The 17068-nt window shown below is 67.6% G+C and carries 16 protein-coding genes; 9 read left to right on the top strand and 7 right to left on the bottom strand.

All coding sequences use genetic code 11. The features are described 5' to 3' along the window. The 9 genes from AB1281_RS08905 (at position 1) to AB1281_RS08865 (ending at position 9503) form a co-directional block, all read left to right on the top strand. Positions 1-1278, top strand: coding sequence for an NAD(P)/FAD-dependent oxidoreductase (locus AB1281_RS08905; RefSeq protein WP_430345623.1), 1278 nt, complete (start codon positions 1-3; stop codon positions 1276-1278). Beyond that, complete coding sequence (locus tag AB1281_RS08900; protein ID WP_430345622.1) at positions 1275-2042, top strand: DUF1365 domain-containing protein; 768 nt, start codon at positions 1275-1277, stop codon at positions 2040-2042. Before AB1281_RS08905 ends, AB1281_RS08900 begins: the two co-directional genes overlap by 4 nt. Continuing rightward, positions 2039-3298: a class I SAM-dependent methyltransferase gene (locus tag AB1281_RS08895; protein ID WP_430345621.1), complete on the top strand. Its 1260-nt coding sequence runs from the start codon at positions 2039-2041 to the stop codon at positions 3296-3298. Before AB1281_RS08900 ends, AB1281_RS08895 begins: the two co-directional genes overlap by 4 nt. A 1-nt stretch (position 3299) precedes the next feature. Further along, positions 3300-3845 carry a DUF2878 domain-containing protein gene (locus tag AB1281_RS08890; RefSeq protein ID WP_430345620.1) on the top strand — a complete coding sequence of 182 codons (546 nt, stop codon included), beginning with the start codon at positions 3300-3302 and terminating at the stop codon, positions 3843-3845. Further along, complete coding sequence (locus AB1281_RS08885; protein ID WP_430345619.1) at positions 3842-4627, top strand: DUF1295 domain-containing protein; 786 nt, start codon at positions 3842-3844, stop codon at positions 4625-4627. Before AB1281_RS08890 ends, AB1281_RS08885 begins: the two co-directional genes overlap by 4 nt. Further along, on the top strand, positions 4624-5697 hold the full coding sequence (locus AB1281_RS08880; RefSeq protein ID WP_430345618.1) for an SAM-dependent methyltransferase: 1074 nt from the start codon (positions 4624-4626) through the stop codon (positions 5695-5697). Before AB1281_RS08885 ends, AB1281_RS08880 begins: the two co-directional genes overlap by 4 nt. An 8-nt stretch (positions 5698-5705) precedes the next feature. Beyond that, on the top strand, positions 5706-6239 hold the full coding sequence (locus tag AB1281_RS08875) for a lipocalin family protein (protein ID WP_430345617.1): 534 nt from the start codon (positions 5706-5708) through the stop codon (positions 6237-6239). Between the two features lie 313 nt (positions 6240-6552). Further along, positions 6553-7179, top strand: a complete 627-nt coding sequence (locus AB1281_RS08870; protein ID WP_430345616.1) for a response regulator — start codon at positions 6553-6555, stop codon at positions 7177-7179. Next, positions 7176-9503, top strand: coding sequence for an ATP-binding protein (locus AB1281_RS08865; RefSeq protein WP_430345615.1), 2328 nt, complete (start codon positions 7176-7178; stop codon positions 9501-9503). The genes AB1281_RS08870 and AB1281_RS08865 overlap by 4 nt, the downstream gene beginning before the upstream one ends. On the opposite strand, the gene AB1281_RS08860 is transcribed toward AB1281_RS08865, so the two are convergent. From AB1281_RS08860 to AB1281_RS08830, 7 genes are all read right to left on the bottom strand, one after another. Continuing rightward, a complete protein-coding gene (locus AB1281_RS08860) occupies positions 9504-10259 on the bottom strand; it encodes a SapC family protein (RefSeq protein ID WP_014037169.1) in 756 nt (251 codons plus the stop codon). A 110-nt stretch (positions 10260-10369) separates the two neighbouring features. Continuing rightward, a complete protein-coding gene (locus AB1281_RS08855) occupies positions 10370-10642 on the bottom strand; it encodes a hypothetical protein (RefSeq protein ID WP_005409616.1) in 273 nt (90 codons plus the stop codon). Positions 10643-10941: 299 nt separating this feature from the next. Further along, a complete protein-coding gene (fusA, locus tag AB1281_RS08850; RefSeq protein ID WP_430345614.1) occupies positions 10942-12978 on the bottom strand; it encodes an elongation factor G in 2037 nt (678 codons plus the stop codon). A gap of 416 nt (positions 12979-13394) precedes the next feature. Beyond that, the gene (locus AB1281_RS08845) at positions 13395-14144 is read right to left on the bottom strand and encodes a hypothetical protein (protein ID WP_430345613.1); all 750 of its coding nucleotides are present in this window, start codon (positions 14142-14144) and stop codon (positions 13395-13397) included. Positions 14145-14209: 65 nt separating this feature from the next. Beyond that, positions 14210-14971 carry a heme ABC transporter ATP-binding protein gene (locus AB1281_RS08840; protein ID WP_430345612.1) on the bottom strand — a complete coding sequence of 254 codons (762 nt, stop codon included), beginning with the start codon at positions 14969-14971 and terminating at the stop codon, positions 14210-14212. Next, a complete protein-coding gene (locus AB1281_RS08835) occupies positions 14968-16011 on the bottom strand; it encodes a FecCD family ABC transporter permease (RefSeq protein ID WP_014037165.1) in 1044 nt (347 codons plus the stop codon). The genes AB1281_RS08840 and AB1281_RS08835 overlap by 4 nt, the downstream gene beginning before the upstream one ends. Then, on the bottom strand, positions 16008-17054 hold the full coding sequence (locus AB1281_RS08830; protein ID WP_430345611.1) for a heme/hemin ABC transporter substrate-binding protein: 1047 nt from the start codon (positions 17052-17054) through the stop codon (positions 16008-16010). The genes AB1281_RS08835 and AB1281_RS08830 overlap by 4 nt, the downstream gene beginning before the upstream one ends. Positions 17055-17068: the final 14 nt, after the last annotated feature.

Here is a 17068-nt window from a genome sequence, read left to right as displayed (position 1 = left end):
ATGCGCATCGCGATCATCGGTTCGGGCATTGCAGGACTGGCCAGCGCCTGGTGGCTGGACGGCGAACACGACGTCACGCTGTTCGAGGCCAACGACTACCTGGGCGGCCACACCCACACCCACGACGTGCAGGTGGATGGCATGCGCATGGCGGTGGACACCGGCTTCATCGTGTTCAATCCCCAGCACTATCCGCTGCTGACCGCATTGTTCGACGAGCTGGGTGTAGCTTCGCAGCCGACCACGATGAGCTTCTCGATGCACAGCGAGCGTAGTGGCGTGGAGTACAACGCCACCTCGCTGGATGGCCTGTTCTGCCAGCGCCGCAACCTGGTGTCGCCGCGGTTCTGGGGCATGCTGGCCGACCTGCGCCGGTTCTATCGCGATGCCCCCCTGTTGCTGGCAGAAGACGAGGGCCCAACGCTGGGGCAGTACCTGCGCACCCAGCGCTACGGCGATGCCTTCATCGACGAGCACCTGCTGCCGATGGCCTCCGCGCTGTGGTCGTCCCCGACGGCCACGGTGATGGACTTCCCGGCCCGTTACCTGGCCCAGTTCATGGCCAACCACCAGATGCTGCAGATGACCGGGCGCGCGCCGTGGCGGGTGGTGAGCGGCGGATCGGCGCGCTATGTCGACGCCCTGCGCGCCCGCTGGCGGGTGCATGAGCGGCTGGAGTGCCCGGTGCAGTCGGTCGAGCGCATGCCCTGGGGGGCGCGCGTGCACAGCACGGCCGGCGTGGAAGGCTTCGATGAGGTCATCCTGGCCTGCCACAGCGACCAGGCCCTGGCGCTGCTGCGTGACGCCGACCCCATCGAGCGCGACGTGCTCGGCGCCATCCGCTATCAAACCAATGAGGCGGTCCTGCACACCGATGCGTCATTGCTGCCGCGCAACCGCAAGGCGTGGGCGGCATGGAACGCCCACGTGCCCCGCGACCCTGCCGCGCTGTGCACGGTCAGCTACTGCATGAACCTGCTGCAGGGCCTGCCCGGCAACACGCCGCTGGTGGTCACGCTCAACCGCAGCGCGGCGATCAACCCCGGCAAGGTGCTGCGCACCCTGCGCTACGCCCATCCGGTGCACGACCATGCGGCAGTGCGCGCGCAACAGCGCTGGGCCGAGCTGCAGGGCCGCCGTCACACCTGGTTCGCGGGCGCCTATTGGGGCTGGGGTTTCCATGAGGACGGCATCCGCAGCGCCCGCCGCGTGGTCGATGCCCTGCGCACCTGCGAGCCGCACCGGGTCATGGCGGCTCCCGGCGAGGTGGCCGCATGAGCGCCAGTGCGCTCTACTTCGGGCAGGTGATGCACCGCCGGCATCATCCGCATCCGCATGCGTTCCGTTATCCGATCGCACAGCTTCTGCTCGATCTGGACGAGCTGGACACGGTGTTCGCCGGCCGCTGGCTGTGGTCGGTCAATCGCCGCAACCTGGCCGAGTTCCGTCGCAGCGATTACTTCGGCGATCCCGCGTGGCCTTTGGCCGATGCAGTGCGCGACCACGCTGCATCCACCCTCGGCTACCGGCCCACCGGCCCGGTCCGCCTGCTCACCCATCTCCGCTTCGCCGGGCATGTGTTCAACCCGGTCAGCTTCTACTACTGCTATCGGGCCGATGGCAGCACGCTGGACTGCATCGTCGCCGAGATCACCAACACGCCTTGGAAGGAACGGCATGCCTACGTGCTGCCAGTCGCGACGGCCACGAACGAAGGCACCTCGCTGCGCTGGCGGTTCGACAAGTGCTTCCATGTCTCGCCCTTCATGCCGATGGATTGCCATTACGACTGGCGGTTCAACCGCCCCGATGAGGATCTGCGCGTGCACATGCAGGTCTGGCGCGGCGGCGCGCGCCAGTTTGATGCCACCCAGGTCATGCAACGGCACGCCCTGGATGGCCGCGGACTGGCCCGCGTCCTGGCCTGCTACCCACTGATGACCACCCAGGTGGTGGCCGCCATCCACTGGCACGCGCTGCGGCTGTGGCTGAAACGCAATCCCGTGCACGACCACCCCACCCTTGCCGAGAAACCGCGATGAACTCGATGACTCCTTCGGTCGCGCTGCCGCGCCCCGGCGCATTGGATGCCTTCCTGCGCCGCCGTCTGCTGGCCCAGCTGGCCCCGATGCGCGACGGCCGCCTGTGCGTGCGCGACGCGCTGGGCGACGTCTGGTTGGGCGATGCCCGCGGCGAACTGCATGTCACCGTCACCATCGAAGACCCGGCGTTCTATCGCAAGGTGGCGGCACAAGGCAGCGTCGGTGCAGGTGAAAGCTATATCCAGGGCGAGTGGTACTGCGATGACCTGGTCGCACTGATACGCCTGCTGGTGCGCAATCGCGATCTGCTCGACAGCATGGAACACGGCCCGGCCCGAGTGGGCGGCTGGCTGTTGCGCGGCTGGAACCGCCTGCGCCGCAACAGCCGCGAAGGCAGCCGCCGCAACATCGCCGCGCACTACGACCTCGGCAACGACTTCTTCGCCCTGTTCCTGTCGCCGGACCTGATGTATTCCTCGGCGCTGTTCACCAGCGACAGCGAGCCGCTGGAGGCCGCCTCGCGGCGCAAGCTGGACCGCATCTGCCAGCAGCTGCAACTCAAGCCGGGGGACCGTGTGGTGGAGATCGGCACCGGTTGGGGTGGTTTTGCGTTGCACGCGGCGCAGCACTATGGCTGCCATGTCACCACAACCACCATCTCCGCGGAACAGCATGCATTAGCCGCCGAACGTGTGCGGGCAGCTGGCCTGCAGGATCAGGTCACGCTGCTGATGCAGGACTACCGCGACCTGCAGGGCCAGTTCGACAAGCTGGTATCGATCGAGATGATCGAAGCCATCGGCGCCGAATACCTGGACACCTACATGGCAACGCTGCAGCGCCTTCTCAAGCCCGATGGTGTCGCCCTGCTGCAGGCCATCACCATCGAGGACCACCGCTACGAACAGGCCCGGCGCAGCGTCGACTACATCAAGCGCTATGTGTTCCCGGGCAGCTTCATTCCGTCGATCAACGCGATCATGGCCGCCAAGACCCGATCCAGCGACCTGCAGCTGGTCGCCCAGCAGGATTTCGGCCACTCCTACGCACTGACCCTGCGCGCCTGGCGCCAACGCTTCCTGGCCCAGCTGCCCGCCGTGCAGGTGCAGGGCTTTGACGCGCGCTTCTGCCGGATGTGGGAGTTCTACCTGGCCTATTGCGAGGGCGGCTTCCTGGAGCGTTCGATCGGCGTTTCGCATCTGCTGCTGGCGCGCCCGGGGCATCGTCCCGCTGGCGCATCGGGTCAAGGCGGCTGAGATGCGCCGGTTCTGGGCCAATCTGCTTGGCAACCAGCTGGTCTGGCTGTGCGCCGTGGCCGGCGCCGGTCGCGGCTGGCAGTGGCCGGCACTGCTGGCAGCGTCGCTCTACATTGGCAGCCAGCTGCTGACCTCGCCGCAACCGCGGCTGGATCTTCGGCTGATGCTGTTGGCGCTGGCCTGCGCGTGGCTGGTCGACGCCAGCGCCACCGCCAGCGGCGCCGTGCGCTACGCCGCGGCTCCGCTGGGCTGGGCGCCGCCGCCCTGGATCATGGCGTTGTGGGCCGCGTTTGCGATGACGCTGACCACCTCGATGCGCTTCCTGCTGCGCCACGCTGCCCTGCCAGCCCTGTTCGGCCTGCTGCTGGCCCCGCTGGCGTATCTCTCCGCAGCGCGCGGTTTCGATGCGGTTCGATTCACTGCACCGCTGTGGCAGGGCCTGCTGGTGCTGGGTGTGGGCTGGAGCATCGCGCTTTCGCTGCTGTGCATGGCCGCTCGTCGCGGTTCCCGCACCCTCCCGCCGCCCTTGGCCGGAGCACCGTCATGATCAAACTGTTGTGGGTCCTGCTGTATGCCGTGCTGGTGATGAGCTGGGGCTGGGCCTGGCAGCGCCGCCACGACAACATCGGCGTGGTCGATGTGCTCTGGGCAAAGGGCGTGGGCGCTTCGGCCCTGCTGCTGGCGCTGCTCGGCGACGGTGCGGCGGCGCCACGGATGGCGCTGGGCGCGCTCGGCGGCCTGTGGGGCAGCCGACTCGCCCTGCACCTGTGGCATCGGGTCCGCCACGAACAGGAAGACGGTCGCTACCGTTATCTGCGCGAGCACTGGCAGGGGCATCAAGGCAAGATCTTCGGCTTCTTCATGGCCCAGGCGCTGCTGGTCGTGCTGTTCGCCCTGCCCTTCGTCGCGGTGGCTGCCAATCCGCAGACAAGCATGACGGTGTGGATCGTGGCCGCCGCACTCGTCTGGCTGCTGAGCGTCGGTGGCGAGAGCCTGGCTGACCACCAACTGGCCCGGTTCCGCGCGAATCCAGCGAACAAGGGCCGCACCTGCCGCGATGGGCTCTGGCGCTACTCCCGCCACCCCAACTACTTCTTCGAATGGCTGCACTGGTTCAGCTATGTCCTGCTCGCGGTCGGCTCGCCACTGTGGTGGCTGGCGTGGGCCGGGCCGCTGCTGATGTACGTATTCCTGCGCTACCTGAGCGGCATCCCGTTCACCGAAAAGCAGGCGCTGCGCAGCCGCGGCGACGACTACCGCGCCTACCAGCGCAGCACGCCGATGTTCTTCCCCTGGTTCCCCCGTTCTTCCAAGGAGCATCCCGCATGAGCGCGATCCCGTCACTGAACCCGGCCGACGAGGCGGAAACCGGGCTGATCGCCTGGGCCGAGCGCGGACTGGTTCCCGATGCGGCCCTACGCGCCGGCGTCCGTCGCCTGTGCGCGCAACGCCTGCACGAGGAAATGCTGGGCGGTATCGAAGCCCAGTCCGCGCGCTTCAGCCGTCGCATCGCAGAGCTGGCCGGCAGCCCGCTCGCGCTGCATACCGACGCGGCCAACCGCCAGCATTATGAAGTGCCGGCGGCCTTCTTCCAGGCCTGCCTGGGCAAGCGCCTGAAGTACAGCAGCTGCTACTACCCCACCGGGGGCGAAACGCTGGACCAGGCGGAGGAAGCCATGCTGGACCTGTACGGCCAGCGCGCCGGTCTTGCCGATGGCCAGCACATCCTGGAGCTGGGCTGCGGCTGGGGTTCGCTGACCCTGTGGATGGCCGAACGCTACCCCGCCGCTGCGATCACGGCAGTGTCCAATTCGCACAGCCAGCGCCAGCACATCCTGGCGCAATGCCAGGCCCGGGGGCTGCACAACGTCGAGGTGCTGACCCGCGACGTCAACCAGCTCGAGCTGCCCACCGCGCGCTTTGATCGCTGTGTCTCGGTGGAAATGTTCGAGCACGTGCGCAACTACGAACGCCTGCTCGCGCGCATCAGCCAGTGGCTGAAGCCCGACGGCGCGCTGTTCGTGCACATCTTCGCCCATCGCACGCTGATGTACCCGTTTGAAACCGAGGGTGGCGACAACTGGATGGGGCGTCACTTCTTCACCGGCGGGCTGATGCCGGCGGCCGATACGCTGCTTCACTTTCAGCGTGACCTGCGGCTCGATCAACGCTGGCTGCTGGATGGCACCCACTACCAGCGCACCGCCGACCACTGGCTGGCCAACCAGGATGCAGCCCGCGACAAGGTGATGCCGGTTCTGGTCGCAACCTACGGCCAGGCTGCGGCGAAGATCTGGTGGCAGCGCTGGCGCATGTTCTGGATGGCATGCGCCGAGCTGTTCGGCTACGACGACGGCCAGCAATGGCTGGTCGCCCATTATCTGTTCCGCCCCCGTTGAGGTGTGACATGCGCATGCGCTCGTTGCTTCCCCTGCTGGCATTGAGCCTGTTTGGCTCCGGCTGCAGTTCCAGCGATACCCGTCCCCTGCCTCGCCCGCCATCGGTGGACGTGCCACGCTTCATGGGCGACTGGTATGTGATCGCCCACATCCCGTCCTGGCCGGAGCGCGAAGCCTTCGACGCACTGGAGAGCTACGCATTGAAGCCGGACGGGCGCATCCAGACAACCTTCACCTATCGCAAGGGCAGTTTCGACGCCCCGCAGAAGTCGATGCACCCTGTTGGACGGGTCGAGAAGAACGGCAACGGCGCCATCTGGGGCATGCAGTTCATCTGGCCGATCCAGGCCGAGTATGTGATTGCCTGGCTGCGCGATGACTACGGCCAGACCATCATCGCGCGCAGCAAGCGCGACTATGTGTGGTACATGGCACGCACGCCGCAGGTATCCGAGAGCGACTACCAGCAGGCCGTGCAACGCATCGCGGCCATGGGCTACGACACCGGTAGGCTGAGGCGTGTACCGCAATCGGTGCGATAGATTGCGGAGCCGCCCACGACCCGACTCACTCGGGATCAGGTACTCCGCCGTGATGCGTCACATTAATGCCCTCTCGAACGGTGTCGGCAGCCCTTCAATACGGGTCAGCCACACCCAGGGAGAGCCCTCCAGGACAATGCGACCCGGCGGCCTTCAACCTGACGATACGCCCGGCCCATGGATCAGCCCGTATCGATGGAGCGCATCCATCGATCTTTAGGAATAGTCGTAAAAACGCAACAAATTCGATGTTCGACGCGACAGCGGCGCCAGAATGACGGCCACGCCCATGGGCGCCGACCACCTCCCGCGCATGAATGGATTTCCTGCACCGCGTCGGCTACGCCTGGCGCTCCTGGACGACCACGAAGTGGTCCGTCGCGGCACCGCCCTCCACCTGTCAGGCGACCTCCGTTTCGACATCATCGCCAGCCATGGCTGCAGCGACGATCTGCTATGCAGCCTGCAAGCCACGCACGTTGATGTGGCCATCATCGACCTCACGCTCGCCGGTGGCGACCTGGGCGGCATCGAGCTGGTTGCCCGGCTGTGCCGGGACTTCCCGCGCACGCCCTTGCTGGCCTTCGCTACGCTCTCGCCCACCACCAACCTCAACAGCCTGATCGATGCCGGGCTCAGCGGGTTCGTCAGCAAGGCCGAGCCGCTTCCTGCGTTGTCCGACGCCATCGTGCGGGTTTCCCAGGGCCTGACCCTGGTTCCACCGGACGTCAGGCTGGCCGGCGATCGCGGCGAGCTCAGCCGCAACGAGCGCGAGGTGCTGGGCCTGCTGCTGGAAGGCTTGACCGTCTCCGAGATCGCACTGCGCCGGCATCGCAGCATCAAGACCGTCAGCACGCAGAAGGTTGCCGTGCTGCGCAAGCTGGGACTGCGCAGCGACGTGGAGATCTACGCGTTGCGCGAACGACTGGAGACACCGTGAGGCGCCAGCCGCCGTTGCGCCGCCGCTTCCTGTCCACGGGGCTGCTGGCGCTCCTTCTCCTGCCGGCTGCCTCGGCCGAAGATATCCGGTCGCCACGCTGGCTGCCGGGCAGCACGGTACGGGTCGCCACGACCCCCTCCCTGCGCCCGCTGCCCGCAGCCTTGGCTGATACGTCATCACCGCCAACGCTTGCCCATGGCTACGCCAACCTGGTGGCCCGGCACGCCCAGCTCCGTTTCCTGGAACAGCCCTATCCAACCACCGCCGCATCGATCCTCGCGGTGTGCCATCACGAGGCCGACCTGGTCATGGTCTTTGGCGGGGCGAGGCACCAGGCCCTCCCCTGCCCCGACCTTGCCGCGTCCAGCCGCTTTCGTGGCGGCGCCACCCTGCTGGCCGGACGCGCCAGCGAGTGGTTGCCACGGGAGATGCACGAACTCGGCACGCGGGTCGTCGCCGTCGTTGAAGGCGGGCCCTACGCCGGCTGGCTGCACGCACATCACCCACAGGTCCGGCTGCGGCACCTGCCTGATCGGTACGCGGCATTGGCCGCCGTCGAATCCGGCCTGGCGGACGTGGCGATCGGCCTGGAGCCCACACTACGCCCCCTGGTTCGACGCCATTTCAATGGCAGCCTGCGCCTGCAGTCGTTCGACAGCGGCTTCTCCACCGACCTCTACCTGCTCGTCCGCCACGAAGACCAGCAGCTGCTGGGCCGCATCCAACAGGCACTACGTGAGATCACACTGGAGGAGCATGCGGGCCTCCTTCGACTCTGGGCGGGGCAGACGCTGCCTGCCGCGGCCGGGAATGCACTGGACTGGATGCAGGCGTCGCCCCCGCGCCGGTGGCTGCTGCTGGCTCCCCTGCTGATCGCCCTGCCGCTGCTGTGGCTCGCAATGCGCCACCTGCGGGCACGCGGTGACCGAAGCGGCGCGCACGCCATCGGCGTGATCAGCCACGAGATGCGCAACTCGGCGCAGGCCGTGCTGACCTCGATCGAGCTGCTGGGGCAATCGACACTGCCGAAGGGTGAACGCGACCTGCTGGCCGCTGCCAGCACGGCCAGCCAATCCCTGCGCAGCCTGTTGAACCGCGCACTGGACTTTTCGCGCCTTGCGAGCGGCGCATTCAAGCCGCATGCGCAAGCCTGCGATGCAGTTCAGCTGTGCCGGCAGGCACTGGAGGCGATCCGGCCGCAGGCCCAGCGGAAAGGCCTGCAGCTGCATCTCGATACCCAGGATGCATCCCCGTCGAACATCCTGGTGGACGCCGATGCGCTACGCCAGATTGCCAGCAATCTATTGGCGAACGCGGTGAAGTTCAGCGATATCGGCGGCATCGAGCTGCGCCTGCAGCTGATGCCGACGGCGTGTCCGCGGGAGCTGCTGCTGGAGGTGATCGACAGCGGCATCGGCATCGCACCGGCACAGGTAGCCACCCTGTTCCAGCCTTTCCAGCAAGGCAGCAGCGGACAGCAGCGTGGCGGCAGTGGCCTGGGGCTTTCCATCGCGCGCGAGCTGGCCCGCGCGATGGGCGGCGACCTCACCGTGCACAGCGTGCTGGGCCGCGGCAGTCGCTTCATCCTGCGCCTGCCGGTGCGCCCGGCTGGCGCCGGTGAGGATGCCCAGGACATGCCCGTGGGCGATACGCCACTGGCCGGAGTGCACCTGCTGCTGGTCGAGGACCACGAGCTCAATCGCCACGTCCTCGCCGAACAGCTGCGCCGCTGGGGCGCTGAGGTGTGCGCCGTGGAGGACGTGGCTGGCGCCCTGGCCGAACAGGCGCGACAGCCCCGCCCCATCGCATTGATCGACATCGGGCTGCGTGGCATCGATGGTCACGTGCTGGCGCGCGAACTGCGTGGGCATGCCGGGCAGGCAATTCGCCTGATCGCATTGTCTGCCCGCACCGGACGGCGTCATCGCACACGCTGCCGTCGCTCGGGCTTCGACGCGGTACTGGCCAAGCCGCTGCGCGCCGCCCAGCTGCTGCCTGCGCTCGGCATTGCGCGACCAGAGGGCCTGGGCGCAGCCGCGCGGACGATTGACATGGACGCAGCCTACATCGCCGACATCCGCGATGAGCTCGACAGCATGGAGCGGGTTGTCGATCGCGCGGACGCATCGGCACTAGGCCATCACGCGCACCGATTGCAGGGCACGCTGCAGATGCTGGGCCAATGCGAGCATGCGGCCATCGCGGCGGAGCTGGCCGATCTGGCACATGACGCCGCGCCGGACTGGGCCGATGCGCGGCGCCTGCTGGACGTGCTGAAGGCTGGACAGGGCTCCCACGCAGCGGGAACCCTGCCAGTGCCTTGATCAGGCGGCCAGGCGCTCGACCTGGCGACGGGTCAGGTCATTGAAGCGACCCAGCGACATCAGGTGCTGGTGGATCAGTGCCAGCCAGCCGCTGCGGTGCCACTCGACCACGGTCGCTTCCGGCAGTGCAACGAACTTCTCGACGTCCACCACCAGGAAGCCATTGAGGTTGAACTCGCGGCCATCCGGGGTACGCACGGTGGCGTTGCGCTCGACCAGCAGGCCGTTGTCGGTCAGGGCCTTGGAGAAGGCCAGGGTCTGTTCGTGCTCGCGGGTGTACTGGCCGCAGAACTCCAGCGCCTGCTGCACCATTTCGGTGGCCTTGCCGTCAACGAACAGCGGCTGGCCTTCTTCGCCACCCTTGACCACGCGCGGGCTTTCCTCGTCGATGCCCAGCAGGAAGTCATTCTCCGCGCCGGTGTCGATGAAGATGAAGGGGTGGCGGCGCAGGTAGGCCGGAATATAGGCCTCGTCTTCCCACAGGCCGTCCTTGATGAACAGGTTCTGGTCGGACACGCCCACGGCGGCCATCGGCACCGCGCCCGGGCCGGCGAACAGGATCGGGAAGTGGTGCAGGGCCAGCGAGAACTCGCCCAGCACCAGCGGAATGGCGTTGTTGCCGGCGGCGAACTCGAGCTTGCCCGGCAGGATGCGCAGATCGGCATGCACATCGGCCTGCAGCGGCACCGGACGGGTATAGAACAGGGGGGCGCCGCTCTGCGCCGCTTCGGTGGTGGTGTCGCTGGTGGTGGTCATCTTGGGAACCGTTCGATCATGCGCGCCTGCCATCCCGGGCACGCCAGCGGGAACAACCTGAATCCCGCATTATCAACAAGCTCGATGACAACGGCCACCCCGCCGGCGAACTATTTCAGCTGCAGGGGGTAGCGCTGCCAGAGCACGTGGACCAGGAACCCGGCCAGCTCGGTGTCGCGCGCGCTCACCGCAGCACGGATCTTGTCCAGCAGCACCATGTCGCTGCAGGAGCGCACGTCGGCATGGTTGGCCTGCCCTGCCCTGCGCGCACGGTAGCGCGCGGCCCGCTGCGCATCGCTCATCGCGTACCCGAACTTGGGCGGACGACCGCGCTTGCGCGGCAGGGTCAGCTCCAGGGTTCCGGGGTCTTTGTCATCACGCATGGGCAGGGTGCGGGCGGCGGCGAGCAACGGGGGGTGCGCAATTTATCGTGAGGCATCACTTTAATCCAGCTTTTTCTGCGGTTTTGTTGCGATGCAGTGCAAAAAAGGCGGATCCCCTGACAACGGCATCCACGCATGGCGTGGATCCATTGCAGAGCCCGCAACCCGATCGCCCGGCGGAATCGCACCATGCGTGGATGGGCAAACCCCAACGACACCCGGTAGATCCACGCCATGCGTGGATACGGGAACCAGCCAACACGAAAAAGGGAGCCCGCGAACGGGCTCCCTCACCTTCTTCATGCAGCGCGCACCGGCTCGTAGCCATGCAGGTGCGCCTCGCTGCTGGCCCTGCCCTGGCTCAGCGAGCGCAGCGAGGTGGTGTAGCCCACCAGCTGCGCCAGCGGCGCGAAACCGCTGACCTCGGCACGACCATCCTGGTCGTCGATGCGGGCAATGCGACCGTGGCGTCGGTTGAGGTCGCCGACCACATCCCCCACCGATGCCGACGGCGAATGCACCGTCACTGCCATCACCGGCTCCAGCAGCTGCGTGCCGCCCTCTGCCAGCGCGGCCTTGATCGCCTCGGCGCCGGCGCGATGGAATACCATCTCCGAAGAGTCCTTGGCATGGGTCTGGCCATCGACAAGACTGACCTCGATGCCGACCACCGGATGGCCCTGCGGACCTTCCGACAGCGCGGCACGCACGCCCTTCTCCACCGCCGCGATGAAGCTGCGCGGCACCACGCCACCGACGATGCGGTCGTTGAACACCACCTGGTCGTCCTCGCGCGGGGCCACATCCAGCACCACATGAGCGAACTGGCCCTGGCCGCCGGTCTGCTTGACCAGCCGGCCCACTACGCCGGTCATCGCACGCATCGGCGTCTCCTGGTAGGCCACGCGCGGCGCACCTACGCCCACGTCGACCTTCCATTCACTGCGCAGGCGCTCGACCATCACCTCCAGATGCAGCTCGCCCATGCCCCAGACCAGAGTCTCCGCCGTGTCGCGATCGGTTTCGACACGGAACGACGGATCTTCCTGGGCCAGGCTGGCCAAGCCCTGTGCCATCCGGATCAGGTCGGCAGCACGCGCCGGCTCCAACCGCCACGCCAGCACCGGCGCCTGTGCCTGGATGTTCTCCAGGCGCAGCGGCTGCGCACGCCCGCTCAGCGTTTCACCGCTGACCGCATCCTTCCAGCCGAGCACCGCGACGATGTCACCGGCCACGGCCTGTTCGATATCGTGGGTCTGGTCGGCCTGCACCCGCACCAGGCGACTGACGCGCCGCCCTTGTGGATGCTGCGAACTCGCCACTGCGTCGCCCACCTTCAAGGTGCCCGAGTACAGCCGCACGAAGCTCAGGGCACCGTGCTGCTGGTGGGTGATCTTGAACAGCAGGCCGGCCAGCGGACCGTCTGGATCCGGCGGCAGCACCACGTCGCCATTCTCGCTTTCAGCGGTGACGGCAGGCCGATCCAGCGGCGACGGCAGGTAATCCACCACCGCATCCAGCAGCGTCTCGATGCCCTTGTCCTTGAACGCGGCACCGGCCAGTACCGGCACGCCCGCACCCGCCAGCGTCGCCCGACGGATCGCCGCACGCAGCAGCTCGGCATCGATCGCGCGACCTTCCAGCCAGGCATCAGCCAGAAGTTCGTCGTGGTCGGCCACAGCCTCGACCAGTGCGTCGCGCTGCGCCTGCCACAGGGCGCGCGCCGCGTCGTCCCACGGGGTCACCGTGGTTACGGCACCATCCTGCCAGTGCAGTACCCGCTCATCGACCAGGTCGACCCAGCCGTTGAAGTCGCTTTCGCTGCCCAGCGGCACGCCCAATGCCCACGGCCGCGCCTGCAGCTTGTCCTGCAGCTGCTCCAGCACGCGCTGGAACGAGGCGCCGACGCGGTCCATCTTGTTGACGAACGCGATCAGCGGCACACGGTGGCGACGCGCCTGGCGCCACACGGTCTCGGACTGCGGTTGCACGCCATCCACGGCCGAGAACACCGCCACGGCGCCGTCGAGCACGCGCAGCGAGCGCTCGACTTCAATGGCGAAGTCGATGTGGCCGGGGGTGTCGATCAGCGTCAGCCGATGCGGCGGCAGGTCACGCGGCGCCCACTGTGCCTGCACGGCGGCCGCGCCGATGGTGATGCCACGCTCGCGTTCGATCGCCGAGAAATCGGTGGTCGCATTGCCGTCGTGCACTTCGCCGACGCGATGGATCTCGCCGCTTTTCCACAGCAGGCGTTCGGTCAGCGTGGTCTTGCCGGCGTCGATGTGGGCAATGATGCCGAGGTTGCGACGGCGGGAAAGGGTCTGGGTGTTCATGAGAAAGGTTCCTGCAAAGCCAACTCCAGGGGCCGCACACCCCGGTTGGCGACAGGGTGCGCGGCTAGCGTTCGGTCTCGGCGATCTGGTGCATGGCACGTTCTCCTTGCGGTACATCGGGTTACGGGGAATGGAACTGCGGAAACGAAAAGAGCGCCCCGGAGGGCGCTCTGTCGAAGGTCCTGCGATGGCCGATTCAACGGCCTCGTGAGGCTCCAGGCAGACACGCCCGTTCCGCGCTTGCGCGGGTCAGGGTGAAAAACTTCAGGAGCGGCATCCGGTTCATGGGGCGCATTCTAGACCTGCCAATCTGGCGCGCAAGTGAATATTGCGCGCATAAATGGAACGATGAGGCCGACAGCGCTCGGGGTCGGATCCCTTTGCCACGGGCAAAGGGCTCTGACCCCTGCCCTGCATTACTTGCACTCGTGCAGCGTGCGAGCCTCAGCCACGGTCGCCGCCTGGTCGTCCGCCATCGACACCCATCCCTTCAGCGACATCGCCGGATCCACCTGCGCCTGGCGGGGGCCGCCGTGGATCAACGCTTCGGTCCAGCTCCCAACCGGTGCCAGCTCGGACAGGCGAGCCGCCTGATCATCCTCCGTACTGAACGTATCATCCGGCGAAGCGGGCTTGGCGTTGTTCACGGTTTCGGTCTTGCGCGCCCGCACCCGCAGCGCGCCGTCAGCCATGCGCTGGGTGGTGACGTCATACCGCTCCACACCGTAGGCCCAGTTGCTTTCACCCGTGCGGCGCAGCTCGCTGCCATCGTCGGCCACCGTCACCGCGTCGCCGGCCACTTCGGCCACGGCTGCGATCGCCCCCAGCCCCGACATCACCGCCTGGTAGGTAATCATCTGCCGCTGCTCGGTGGTCAGCGCATCGGCCTTCAGCTTGGCGGCGGGAATCTTCAGATACGCCGCTTCCTTGCACAGCACCAGCACCTGCTGGTCATCCCAGCTGACCGACAGCTCATCATTGGCAAAGTAGCGGGTGGTCATCGCGGCCACCGGAGCGCCATCACCGGCCGAGTACCGGGTTTCGATCAGAGAAGCCTGCTCGGCCGCGCTCATCAGCGACACCGGCGAGGTCGATACCGCATTGGCGGCGCCTGCGGAGGCGACCATCACGGCCAGCAGCACGCCACGCGAAACATTACAGATCATTGCATCAGTCCATTGAAGGAAATCCCGTCGAGCATGATACGCGGTGGAGCGCGCCAGGCCTGCGCTCAGGTCACCACCACCAGCGGCACCCCGCGCCGCGGATGCTCCAGCACCACCACGTCCTGCTGGTAGACCCGCTGCAGGTTGCCTTCGGTCAGCACCTGCAGCGGCGTGCCATCGGCCGCCACCCTGCCCTGCTCCAGCAGCACGATGCGGTCGGCATAGCCGGCAGCCAGATTGAGATCGTGCAGCACCACGATCACGCACGCCCCGGCCTCGGCGCAGGCGCGCACACTGCGCAGCGTGCGTTCCTGGTGGCGCAGATCCAGCGCTGCGGTTGGCTCATCCAGCAGCAGCAGCGGCGTGTCCTGCGCCAGCACGCGCGCGAACGTGGTCCGGGCGGACTCGCCGCCGGACAGCTGCTGCACCTCACGCAGGCGCAGCGCCTGCAGTTCGGCAGCATCGATGGCGGCTTCCACCTGGGCGTCATCCACCACCGGATCCGGCGGATGCGGCAGCCGCCCCATCGCCACCACTTCCTCCACGCTGAAGGCGAAACGCACGCCGTGCTCCTGCGGCATCACCGCGCGCTCACGTGCCAGCGGCCCGGCCTTGTAGGTGGCCAACGGCTTGCCGAGCAGGCTTACCTCGCCCGCGTCAGCGCGCAGGTCACCGGCGGCGACGGCCAGCAACGTGGACTTGCCTGCGCCGTTCGGGCCCACCAGCGCGGTCACCGTACCCGGCTCGAACGCCAGCGAAATGCCATGCAGGATCTCGCGCTGCTGGCGACGCACCACCACCTCGTGCAGCTTCAACAGCACGCTCATGGCGCGGCCTTGCGGCGCTGCTGCAGCACCAGCCAGAGGAAGAACGGCGCGCCCAGCGCTGCCGAGAACAGGCCCAGCGGAATCTCGGCCGGCGGATCCAATGTGCGCGCGGCAGTGTCGGCCACCACGATCAACAGCGCACCGAGCAGCCCGGACAACGGCAGCAGCCAGCGGTGTCCCGGGCCGACCAGCAAGCGTGCCACGTGCGGCACCACCAGGCCGACGAAACTGATGGAGCCGGCAAACGCCACCGCTGCCCCGACCAGCAGCGCGCTGAAGGCCACGAGGCGGCGACGCGTACGTGTGACATCCAGCCCGAGGTGCTGTGCCTGGCGTTCACCCAGCGCCAGCATGTCCAGCGGCGTAGCCAACCGCTGCAGTGCGAACACACCAATGGCGAACAACGGCACCACCGCCGCCACGTCGGCCCAGTTGGCGCGCGCCAGCGAGCCCATCTGCCAGAACACCAGCGACTGCAGTTCGCTTTCACTGGCGATATAGGTCAGGAAGCCGATCAACGCCGAGCAGAACGCGGCCATCGCGATACCGACCAGCAGCAGCGTGGCGTTGCCCGTCCCCTTGCCCGGCCGGGCCAATGCGTAGGTCAAGCCGATGGCCAGTGCGCCGCCAGCGAACGCGGCCACCGGCACCAGCCAGCCGGCAGCACCCGCGGCGCCGAGCACGATGGCGGCAACTGCGCCCAGTGCCGCGCCCTGGCTGACACCGACGATGCCGGGGTCGGCCAACGGATTGCCGAACAGGCCCTGCAGGCTGGCGCCGGCCATCGCCAGCGACGCACCGACCATCGCGCCCAGCAGGGCGCGCGGAATGCGCAACTGCCAGACCACGGCCAGGTCACGACTGCTGACTGCCTGCGGATCAAGCAGGCCCAGCTTCACCGCCAGCGCCTGCATCACCTCCAGCGGCGGCAACCGCAACGGACCCACGGCGAACGAGGCCAGTACCGCCCCCAGCAGTGCCAGCAACGCCACCAGCAACATCGTCCGCCCGCGACGGCGGCGCCGATCCGCCGGACTCATGCCTTCGGCAACGCCGCCAGGGCCTTGGCCAGCGCCAGCGCACCGGCACCGGAGCCCACGCTGGTGTACTTCAGCTGCACATCCGGCATCACCCAGACCCGGTTGGCCTGACCGGCCGGCGTCTGCTTCAGCGTCGGGTACGCCTTCCACAGGCCTTCGGTACCGCCGAACAGCTGCAGGTCATGCTCGGTCACCAGGATCACTTCCGGTGCCGCCGCGACCACGCCCTCATTGCTCAGCTGCGAGTAGTTCTTCACTCCCGCTTCGGTACCGATGTTGATGCCGCCGGCCAGGGCGATCAGCTGCGCCGACGCACTGTCGGCACCGGCAACGGTCGGTGAGCCACCGGCACCCGTGGCCGAGACGTGGATCACTCGTGGCGCATGGCCCAACCCCTTGCCAATCGCTGCAGCCTCGTCGAGCTGGCGCTGCACCTGCGTGGCAAGCGCCTGCCCTGCCTCGGCCAGCCCTAGTGCGGCGGCGACCTTGCGCACCTTGTCAGGCGCTGGCTGCAGGTCATCGATGACCACCGCCGGTTCGCCCACTTCGCGCAGCTTCTTGGCCAGCTCGGTGTGGCGGCGCAGGCTGTTGCCGAGGAACAGCGAGCCCTGCAGGCTCAGCACGCCCTCCACGCCAGTGGTGCGGTTGAACAGGAACTGGTGCGGCGCGGTCAGGCCGGCCTGGGTGGTGGTGTTGGTCGGCGCGGCAAACACCTGCTTGCCCAGGCCCAGCGCCTCGATCACCGCGATGACGTCGTCGCCGCCGGCAATGATGCGGCTGGTATCGACCACCTCGATATCGGCGCCGTCATCGGAATGCACCTTGGCCGGCAACACCGCCTTCTGATCGCGCACGGCCGGCATATCAGTGCCGGCCACATGCTGCCAGCCTGCCGGCAACGCGACTTCGCCAGCCGCGGTCGCGGCGGCAGGCTCAGCCGGCGTGCCGGTATCCGAGGGCGTCGATGAACCGCCACAGGCAGCCAGTGCCAGCGAGACAGCCAACGGAAGCGCACACAGGCGCAGACGGGACGCGATGTTCATGCTTGTTCTCCTTG

The sequence above is a fragment of the Stenotrophomonas sp. NRRL B-14846 genome (assembly GCF_050473585.1).
Lineage (GTDB): Bacteria > Pseudomonadota > Gammaproteobacteria > Xanthomonadales > Xanthomonadaceae > Stenotrophomonas.
Note: the sequence above shows the minus strand (reverse complement) of the source record. Positions and strands in the feature narration are given on the sequence as shown.